This window comes from Streptomyces sp. (assembly GCF_050698815.1).
Taxonomy (GTDB): Bacteria; Actinomycetota; Actinomycetes; order Streptomycetales; family Streptomycetaceae; genus Streptomyces.
In genome coordinates, this window is sequence record NZ_JBOHCV010000565.1 from 1 (window position 1) to 9129 (window position 9129).

At 69.1% G+C, this 9129-nt stretch carries 9 protein-coding genes and 1 tRNA gene; 9 read left to right on the forward strand and 1 reads right to left on the reverse strand.

The annotated features are described in order from the left end of the window. The 5 genes from ACRDP3_RS20350 to ACRDP3_RS20370 all read left to right on the forward strand — a co-directional run. Positions 1 to 1413 (forward strand): toprim domain-containing protein (locus ACRDP3_RS20350; RefSeq protein WP_431518409.1); only part of this gene is annotated, 1413 nt, incomplete at its 5' end. Between the two features lie 58 nt (positions 1414 to 1471). Further along, positions 1472 to 4126: a DNA gyrase subunit A gene (gene gyrA / locus ACRDP3_RS20355; RefSeq protein ID WP_431518410.1), complete on the forward strand. Its 2655-nt coding sequence runs from the start codon at positions 1472 to 1474 to the stop codon at positions 4124 to 4126. 3 nt (positions 4127 to 4129) lie between these two features. Beyond that, a complete protein-coding gene (locus ACRDP3_RS20360; protein WP_431518411.1) occupies positions 4130 to 4861 on the forward strand; it encodes a DUF3566 domain-containing protein in 732 nt (243 codons plus the stop codon). A 57-nt stretch (positions 4862 to 4918) separates the two neighbouring features. Then, positions 4919 to 4995 (forward strand) — tRNA-Ile (locus ACRDP3_RS20365). A 162-nt stretch (positions 4996 to 5157) separates the two neighbouring features. Next, complete coding sequence (locus tag ACRDP3_RS20370) at positions 5158 to 5691, forward strand: LppU/SCO3897 family protein (RefSeq protein WP_431518412.1); 534 nt, start codon at positions 5158 to 5160, stop codon at positions 5689 to 5691. Positions 5692 to 5719: 28 nt separating this feature from the next. Here ACRDP3_RS20370 and hemC read toward each other — a convergent pair whose 3' ends face one another. Then, positions 5720 to 6676: a hydroxymethylbilane synthase gene (hemC, locus tag ACRDP3_RS20375; protein ID WP_431518413.1), complete on the reverse strand. Its 957-nt coding sequence runs from the start codon at positions 6674 to 6676 to the stop codon at positions 5720 to 5722. Positions 6677 to 6860: 184 nt separating this feature from the next. Here hemC and ACRDP3_RS20380 point away from each other — a divergent pair, with 184 nt between their 5' ends. The 4 genes from ACRDP3_RS20380 to ACRDP3_RS20395 all read left to right on the forward strand — a co-directional run. Further along, positions 6861 to 7064 carry a hypothetical protein gene (locus tag ACRDP3_RS20380; protein WP_431518414.1) on the forward strand — a complete coding sequence of 68 codons (204 nt, stop codon included), beginning with the start codon at positions 6861 to 6863 and terminating at the stop codon, positions 7062 to 7064. A 65-nt stretch (positions 7065 to 7129) separates the two neighbouring features. Beyond that, complete coding sequence (locus tag ACRDP3_RS20385; protein WP_431518415.1) at positions 7130 to 7342, forward strand: hypothetical protein; 213 nt, start codon at positions 7130 to 7132, stop codon at positions 7340 to 7342. Between the two features lie 139 nt (positions 7343 to 7481). Beyond that, positions 7482 to 7616 (forward strand): DLW-39 family protein, encoded by a 135-nt coding sequence (locus tag ACRDP3_RS20390; RefSeq protein WP_003958712.1) that lies wholly within the window; start codon positions 7482 to 7484, stop codon positions 7614 to 7616. A gap of 332 nt (positions 7617 to 7948) precedes the next feature. Next, a partial coding sequence (locus ACRDP3_RS20395; RefSeq protein WP_431518416.1) for a vWA domain-containing protein occupies positions 7949 to 9129 on the forward strand: 1181 nt, incomplete at its 3' end.

The following is a 9129-nucleotide window of genomic DNA, read 5'->3' on the forward strand; positions in this document are numbered from 1 at the left end:
GACTACTCGTTCGAGACGCTGGCCCGCCGTTTCCAGGAGATGGCGTTCCTGAACAAGGGCCTCACCATCAAGCTGACGGACGAGCGGCACGAGCACGTCGACGAGGAGGGCCGGCAGCTCTCGGTCAGCTACCACTACGAGGGCGGCATCTCCGACTTCGTGCGCTATCTCAACTCCCGCAAGGGTGAGCTGGTGCATCCCACGGTGATCGACATCGAGGCCGAGGACAAGCAGCGCATGCTGTCGGTCGAGATCGCGATGCAGTGGAACAACCAGTACAGCGAGGGGGTGTACTCCTTCGCCAACACGATCCACACGCACGAGGGCGGCACCCACGAGGAGGGTTTCCGTGCGGCGCTGACGGGGCTGATCAACCGGTACGCGCGGGACAAGAGGCTGCTGCGGGACAAGGACGACAACCTCACCGGTGAGGACATCCGGGAGGGGCTGACGGCGATCATCTCGGTGAAGCTGGGTGAGCCGCAGTTCGAGGGCCAGACGAAGACGAAGCTGGGCAACACGGAGGCGAAGACCTTCGTGCAGAAGATCACTCACGAGCATCTGACCGACTGGCTGGACCGTAATCCCAACGAGGCTGCGGACATCATCCGCAAGGGCATCCAAGCGGCCACGGCGCGGGTGGCGGCGCGCAAGGCGCGTGATCTGACCCGCCGCAAGGGGCTGCTGGAGACCGCGTCGCTGCCGGGCAAGCTGAGCGACTGCCAGTCCAACGACCCGGCCAAGTGCGAGATCTTCATCGTGGAGGGTGACTCGGCCGGCGGTTCGGCCAAGTCGGGCCGCAATCCGGAGTTCCAGGCGATCCTCCCGATCCGCGGCAAGATCCTCAACGTGGAGAAGGCCCGCATCGACAAGGTGCTGCAGAACGCCGAGGTGCAGGCGCTGATCTCGGCCTTCGGTACGGGCATCCACGAGGACTTCGACATCGCGAAGCTGCGCTACCAGAAGATCATTCTGATGGCCGACGCCGACGTCGACGGCCAGCACATCAACACGCTGCTGCTGACGCTGCTGTTCCGCTTCATGCGTCCGCTGGTTGAGGCCGGCCACGTCTTCCTCTCCCAGCCGCCGCTCTACAAGGTCCGCTGGGGCCGTGACGAGCACCAGTACGCCTACTCCGACCGTGAGCGCGACAGCCTCATCCAGCTCGGCCGCGAGCAGGGCAAGCGGATCAAGGACGACTCGATCCAGCGCTTCAAGGGTCTGGGCGAGATGAACGCCGAGGAGCTGCGCATCACCACGATGGACGCCGATCACCGGGTGCTGCGTCAGGTGACGCTGGACGACGCGGCGGCCGCGGACGATCTGTTCTCGATCCTCATGGGTGAGGACGTCGAGGCGCGGCGTTCGTTCATCCAGCGGAACGCCAAGGACGTCCGCTTCCTCGACATCTGAGCACGTCGGCCCGTACGCACGCGGCCCGCCGCACACACAGAAGGACTTGAGCTGAGCAATGGCCGACGACACTTCCCCCACCCCGGACACTCCAGAGGGCACCGATCCGGTCGAGCCGGTCGTTCCGCACGATCCCGCGCCGGTGCAGATCGAGGGCGCGGCCTCCCGGGTGGAGCCGGTGAGCCTCGAGACCGAGATGCAGCGTTCGTATCTCGACTACGCGATGAGCGTGATCGTCTCGCGTGCGCTGCCGGACATCCGTGACGGTCTGAAGCCGGTGCACCGCCGGGTGCTGTACGCGATGTACGACGGTGGCTACCGGCCCGAGAAGGGCTTCTACAAGTGCGCTCGCGTCGTGGGCGACGTGATGGGCACGTACCACCCGCACGGCGACTCCTCGATCTACGACGCCCTGGTGCGGCTCGCCCAGCGCTGGTCGATGCGGATGCCGCTGGTGGACTCCAACGGCAACTTCGGTTCGCCGGGCAACGACCCCGCGGCCGCCATGCGGTACACCGAGTGCAAGATGACGCAGCTGTCGATGGAGATGCTGCGGGACATCGACGAGGGAACCGTCGATTTCCAGGACAACTACGACGGGCGTAACCAGGAGCCGACGGTGCTCCCGGCGCGCTTCCCGAATCTGCTGATCAACGGCAGCGCGGGCATCGCGGTCGGCATGGCCACCAACATCCCGCCGCACAACCTGCGCGAGGTGGCGGCCGGCGCCCAGTGGTTTCTGGAGCACCCGGACGCCTCTCGCGAGGAGTTGCTGGACGCGCTGATCGAGCGGATCAAGGGCCCGGACTTCCCGACCGGCGCGCTGGTCGTGGGCCGTAAGGGCATCGAGGAGGCGTACCGCACCGGGCGCGGGTCGATCACGATGCGCGCGGTGGTGGAGGTCGAGGAGATCCAGGGGCGGCAGTGCCTGGTGGTGACCGAGCTGCCTTACCAGACCAACCCGGACAACCTGGCGCTGAAGATCGCCGAGTTGGTGAAGGACGGCCGGGTCGGCGGCATCGCGGACGTACGGGACGAGACCTCCTCGCGTACGGGCCAGCGGCTGGTGATCGTCCTCAAGCGGGACGCGGTCGCCAAGGTGGTGCTGAACAACCTCTACAAGCACACCGACCTGCAGACCAACTTCGGTGCGAACATGCTGGCCCTGGTCGAGGGCGTGCCGCGCACGCTGTCGCTGGACGCCTTCATCCGGCACTGGGTGACGCACCAGATCGACGTCATCGTCCGCCGTACCAAGTTCCGGCTGCGCAAGGCGGAGGAGCGGGCGCACATCCTGCGCGGCCTGCTCAAGGCGCTGGACGCGATCGACGAGGTCATCGCGCTGATCCGGCGCAGCCAGACCGTCGAGGACGCCCGCGGCGGGCTGATGCGGCTCCTCGAGATCGACGACATCCAGGCCAACGCGATCCTGGAGATGCAGCTGCGGCGGCTCGCGGCGCTGGAGCGGCAGAAGATCACCGCCGAGCACGACGAACTGCAGGCGAAGATCAACGAGTACCAGGCGATCCTGGCCTCGCCGGAGCGGCAGCGGCAGATCATCGGTGAGGAACTCAGCACGATCGTCGAGAAGTTCGGCGACGAGCGGCGCACCAGGCTGATCCCCTTCGAGGGCGACATGTCCATCGAGGACCTGATCGCCGAGGAGGACATCGTCGTCACCATCTCGCGTGGCGGCTATGTGAAGCGGACGAAGACGGTCGACTACCGCGCGCAGAAGCGCGGCGGCAAGGGCGTGCGCGGGACGAAGCTCAAAGAGGACGACATCGTCGACCACTTCTTCGTCTCCACCACCCACCACTGGCTGCTCTTCTTCACCAACAAGGGCCGCGTCTACCGCGCGAAGGCGTACGAACTGCCGGACGCGGGCCGGGACGCGCGCGGGCAGCATGTAGCGAACCTGCTGGCGTTCCAGCCGGACGAGCAGATCGCCGAGATCCTCGCCGTCCGGGACTACGAGGCGGTGCCGTACCTGGTGCTGGCCACCAAGTCGGGCCTGGTGAAGAAGACCCCGCTGAAGGACTACGACTCGCCGCGCTCCGGCGGCGTGATCGCCATCAACCTCCGGCAGATGCCGGACGGGCGCGACGACGAACTCATCGGCGCGGAGCTGGTGTCCTCGGACGACGATCTGCTGCTGGTCAGCAGGAAGGCCCAGTCGATCCGGTTCACCGCGAGCGACGAGGCGCTGCGGCCGATGGGGCGGGCGACGTCCGGTGTGAAGGGGATGAGTTTCCGGGAGGATGACGAACTCCTCTCGATGAACGTCGTCCGGGCGGGTACGTTCGTGTTCACCGCGACCGACGGCGGGTATGCGAAGCGCACGAATGTCGATGACTACCGTGTGCAGGGCCGAGGTGGTCTGGGCATCAAGGCCGCCAAGATCGTGGAGGACCGCGGCTCGCTGGTGGGCGCGCTGGTGGTGGAGGCGTCCGATGAGATCCTCGCCATCACGCTCAGCGGCGGCGTGATCCGTACGCGCGTGGAGGGTGTCAGGGAGACAGGCCGTGACACCATGGGCGTTCAGCTGATCAACCTGGGCAAGCGGGACGCGGTCGTCGGTGTCGCACGTAACGCCGAGGCCGGTCGTGAGGCCGAGGAAGTGGAGGCGGCTGTGGAGGCGGCTGTCGAGCCCGGCGTGGAGCCGGGCGAGGAGCCACCGGCCGCCCCGAACGAGTCGGACGATGAGGAGTAAGGCGTGAGTGGTGCCCAGCCCCAGCCTCATGCGCAGCCGGAGGCACAGCCGCAGCCCCTGCCGGAGCAGCAACCCCACCCCCGGCAGCAGCCGCAGCAGCAGCATCCGTCACCACCGCAGCCCCCGCCGCACCGGCCCCCGCGGGCATATCCGGCTCCGCCGGCAGCGGCGCCGTCGGCTCCGCCGGTAGGGATGCCGTCGGCTCCGCCGGTAGAGACGCCGTCGGCTCCGCCGGTGAACGCGCCCTCGCCGTCGGCCGCCCGGCCGGAGGCGGGCTCGGGGCCGTGGGGTCGGGGGCCGGACGCGGGTGCGGACGCGGGTGCCGTACGACGGGCGCGCACCGGCGCCCGTACCGTGCCGCGCACCCGCAAGGCACGGCTGCGGGTGGCCCATGCCGACCCCTGGTCGGTCATGAAGGTCAGCTTCCTGCTGTCGATCGCGCTGGGCCTGTGCACCATCGTGGCGGTGGCGGTGCTGTGGATGGTGATGAACGCCATGGGCGTCTTCTCCACGATCGGCGGCACCGTCAGCGAGGCGACGCAGTCGGGGGATGCCGGCGGCGGCTTCGATCTGGAGTCGTTCCTGTCGCTGCCCAGGGTGCTGCTGTTCACGTCGGTCATCGCGGTGATCGACGTGGTGCTGGCGACGGCTCTGGCGACGCTGGGCGCCTTCATCTACAACCTGTCCGCGGGCTTCGTCGGCGGCGTCGAGCTCACCCTGGCGGAGGACGAATGACCCCCGGAACCGATTTGGGGGCGCGGCCTGAAGTGCGCTAATGTTTCGGTGCGGCGCGGGGCTATAGCTCAGATGGTTAGAGCGCATCCCTGATAAGGATGAGGCCGGAGGTTCAAGTCCTCCTAGCCCCACCAGCCCAAAGACCCGTTACTGACCTCAGTAACGGGTCTTTTGACGTTTACAGCCGTCACGGGACCGCTGTACCGGTGCAGACCCGGCTGACGACCGACGGTAGCCTGCGCATGTCAATCGCGTTGATCTTTGTTCGGGCAGTCAACTACCGGGGGTCTTCAGGCATGTCCGCACCACCGCCGCACTACCAGAATCAGCCGCCGTACGGATATCAGCAGCAGCCGCCGCCGTACGGCTATCCGCAGCAGCAGCAGCAGCAGCCGCACCAGCCGCCGCCGTACGGATATCAGCAGCAGCCGCAGCCTCCGCGCGGACCGCAGCAGCCGCCGCCGGGGGGCGCGTTGCGGGCGCTGAAGGCCGCCGTCGTCGTCATAGCGATCGTCGCCGGCGTGGGCTATTACGTGTGGGATTACAACACCAGCCCCACCGGCGGCAAGGCCAAGGCGGAAGCTTCGCAGTCCGCGCAGGTCAAGGAGGACATGACGCACAACCCGGAGGTCGGCGACTGTGTCAAGGTCAAGGACCCTGAAGGCAATCCGCTGCCGACGGTCGTCGACTGCGGCTCCGCCGAGGCCGAGTACAAGACGGGCGAAAAGATCTTGGGCCCCTACAAGGAATGCGGGTCGAAGTACGACTACGGCATTCAGCACCGGAACAACCGGGGCGCCGACTACACGTTGTGCTTCACCAAGGTCTGACCTTCGGTGACCCTGGGCGGGCGACGCGTCAGCCGATGATGGCGCGGGCGCCCTGGCGCAGCAGATCGGCGCAGACACGGGAACCCAGGGTGGCGGGATCGTCGGACTCCGCGGCTCGCAGGTGCGCGCGGACGAACTGCGTGCCGTCGGGGGAGAAGACCGATCCGCGCAGGCTGAGCAGCCCGTCGTGTCCCGTGACGCAGTACCCGGCGACGGGGGAGTTGCAGTGCCCGCGCAGCCCGTGCAGCATCGCCCGCTCCGCCGTCGCCTCCCCGTGTGTCTTCGGGTGGTTCAGCCGGGCGAGCAGTTCCCCTACGGCCGTGTCGTCGCGGCGGCACTCCAGCACCAGGACGCCCGCGCCGACGGCCGGCAGGAGCTCGTTGACGGCGAACTCCTGCCGGATGCGCCCGGCCAGCCCGAGCCGTTCCAGTCCGGCCCGGGCCAGCACCAGCCCGTCCGCCGTGAGCCCGTCCACGGCCCCGTCGAGCTTCGCCAGCCGGGAGCCGACCGCGCCGCGCACCGCGACGACGGTGAGGTCGGGACGGAGGGCGAGGATCTGTGCCGTACGGCGTACGGAACTGGTGGCGAGGACCGATCCGGCGGGCAGGCCGGCGAGGGACGTGACCTTCGAGCCCTCGGGGACCAGGAGGACGTCGCGGACATCGGCGCGGGGCAGCATCGCGGCGAAGATCAGCCCGGCCGGCAACGGCCGGTCGCCGGGCACGTCCTTGAGGCAGTGCACGACCGCGTCGACCTCGCCGTTCGCCAGCTGCTCGTCGACGGCCTTCACGAACAGGCCCTTGCGGCCGCCGAGTCGGCTGAGGTCGCCCTGCCACGTGTCGGCTTCGGCGGCGACCGGTACGGTCTCGATCCGCAGCCCGGCGTCGAGCTCGCGCAGCCGCGCGGCGACGTGGCCGGCCTGCGCGAGCGCCATGGGCGAGCCACGGGTGCCGAGGCGCAAGGGGCGCTCGGGAAAGTGGGTCACGGGTCGGCCTCCATTTCCACGGTGCGGATCTCAACGTAGGACGCGGAGCGGGGTCTTCGAGCGGACCGGCGGTGCGTGTCCCGGTTCAGGCCCTCAGGCCCTCAGGCCATGAGCCCCCGCAGCCCGCCCGGCCGTTCTGTCCCACGGGATGCGCAGGGCGCGAGCGTGTCGCACTCTGGGCGGTATGACTGCGTCGATCGTCGTGCATCCGCCTGCCCCGACGGGTGGGCGCCGTGTCACCGCCGACGGGGAGGACCTCGGGCTCGCCCTGGGCATCGCCGATCTGGTCGAGTTCCTGCGCCGGGCCGGGCTCGATCCGGATCAGGTACGCCTCGACGACCCCGTTCTGATCGAGTGGCGGGGCGGCAAGGCCGACGTGTGGACGTGACCCCCGGTGCCGCTGCTCCCCGGGAGGGGGCTGCGCTCGGCTCCTGAGGCGGTTACCGTCCAGGCATGACGGACGATGAGAAGGCCGACGCGCTGCTCGACCGCATTCGCCGGGCCCGCGACTGGGCCGCCGGCGAGGAGGCGAAGCTCAAGGAGGTCGGTGAGCACGTCAGCAGTAACGACGACTTGGCGTATGCCGTCAACTACGTCGCCTACGGGGCGGTCCGGGAGGTTCTCGACGAGATCCTGCAGCCCGGCATTCACTCGACGGGCGACTAGGCTGGAGAATCGGAGGGGCGAGCACCGCCTGAAGGAGATCGAACACGGGTCGGGGCGGCCACCCTTCCGCCTGGGGCCCGTTGGGTATCATCGGGCGCCAGATGGTCCCAACGTCTCTTCAGAAGGACGAGGTAGCGCGGTGAAGAAGCTTCTCCTGGTCGCACTGGCAGCCATCGGCGGGCTCCTCGTGTACCGCCAGATCCAGGCGGACCGCGCCGAGCAGGACCTGTGGACGGAGGCCACCGACTCCGTACCCGCAGGTTCGGGTGTGTGACTCCACAAGCGTTCGCGTACAGCAAGACAGCGACAGCGAAGACAACGAGGCCCTGGCCGCTCGGCGGCGGGGGCCTCGTTGCTGTTCCGTGACGATCCTCCCCTTGTCGTGTGCGAGAGCAAAGCTCTAGGCTGCTCATGCAAAGCCAGGCCGGGCACCACTGCGTGCGAGGGGGACGGATGGGCATGGGATCAGCGGGCGGTCGATCGAGCGGGAAGAGCCGACTGACGGGGATGGCGGCGGGAGGCGTGGCGGCTGGTGTGCTGTTCGCACTACTCGCGGCCGTGCCTGCGGCTTCCGCCCCGAAGACCGTTGCAGAAGGCAACAGCTCCATGGTGATGCTGCTGGACTCGTCGGGGTCGATGGCCGACAAGGACGGCTCGGGCGGTACGCGCATCACCGCGGCCCGTAAGGCTGTCGGCGCCGTCGTCGACAGCCTGCCCGACGGTTACCCGACAGGGCTGCGCCTCTACGGCTCCGAGAAGCAGCGGGGGTGCACCGACACCCGGCTCGCCGAGCCCGTGGCGCCGCTGGACCGGGCCGGCATCAAGGACGCCGTGGCGAAGGCGCGGCCCCGGGGCGACACACCGATCGGGTACTCGCTGCGCAAGGCCGCCCAGGACCTGCCGAAGGTTCCAGCGGGCGCGACCGGGCAGCGCACCATCGTGCTGATCTCCGACGGCGAGGACAACTGCGGCGCTCCCGAACCCTGTGAGGTGGCCGAGGAGTTGACGAAGCGGGGCATCGACCTGCGGATCGACGCGATCGGCTTCCAGGTGCGCGGCAAGGCCCGTCAGGAACTGGAGTGCGTGGCGCGGGCGGGCAGCGGCTCGTACTACGACGCACCGGACGCGGCCGCGCTCGCCCGCCAGTTGCAGCGCGCCGGCCAACTCTCCGTGGACGGCTACCGGTTCCGGGGCAAGGAGATCCAGGGCGGGGCGGAGGCCGGGGACGCGGCGGCGCTGAGCAGCCGGCCGGGGCAGTATCTGGACACCATCGGGCCGGGCGAGAAGCGCTGGTACCGGGTCCGGATGGACCGCGCCTCGACCACCGGCTTCGCCGCCACCGTCGTGCCGAAGCCGGGCTCGTCCGTCGATGAGCTCGACGGGCTGCGTACGGAGCTGACCGGGGCCGGGGCCGGCACGGGCTGCGAGTCGAGCACCGAGCACTTCGGGCAGGACGAGGGCGGCGAGCCGCTCGTCTCCGGTGTCAGCCGCATCCCAGGCGGTGCGGGCGAGAACGGTACCTGTGACGAGGGCGCCGGCCGCTATCTGCTGTCGGTCGAACGGATCAGCGCGCAGGGCGCGAAGGGCGCGAAGGGCTCGGACGCGGCCCGCTGGCCCCTGGAGCTGACGTACGGGGTGGAGAAGCAGCTGAAGAAGGGCGCCACCCCCGCCCAGTCCGAGCCCGAACTCGGCGCGGGCGGCGTGGACGCGCAACTGCCGCAGGGACCGCCGAAGAAGACCAGCGGCGGCACCGGCTTCAACGACGCGGCCCGGATCGGCAAGGGCGT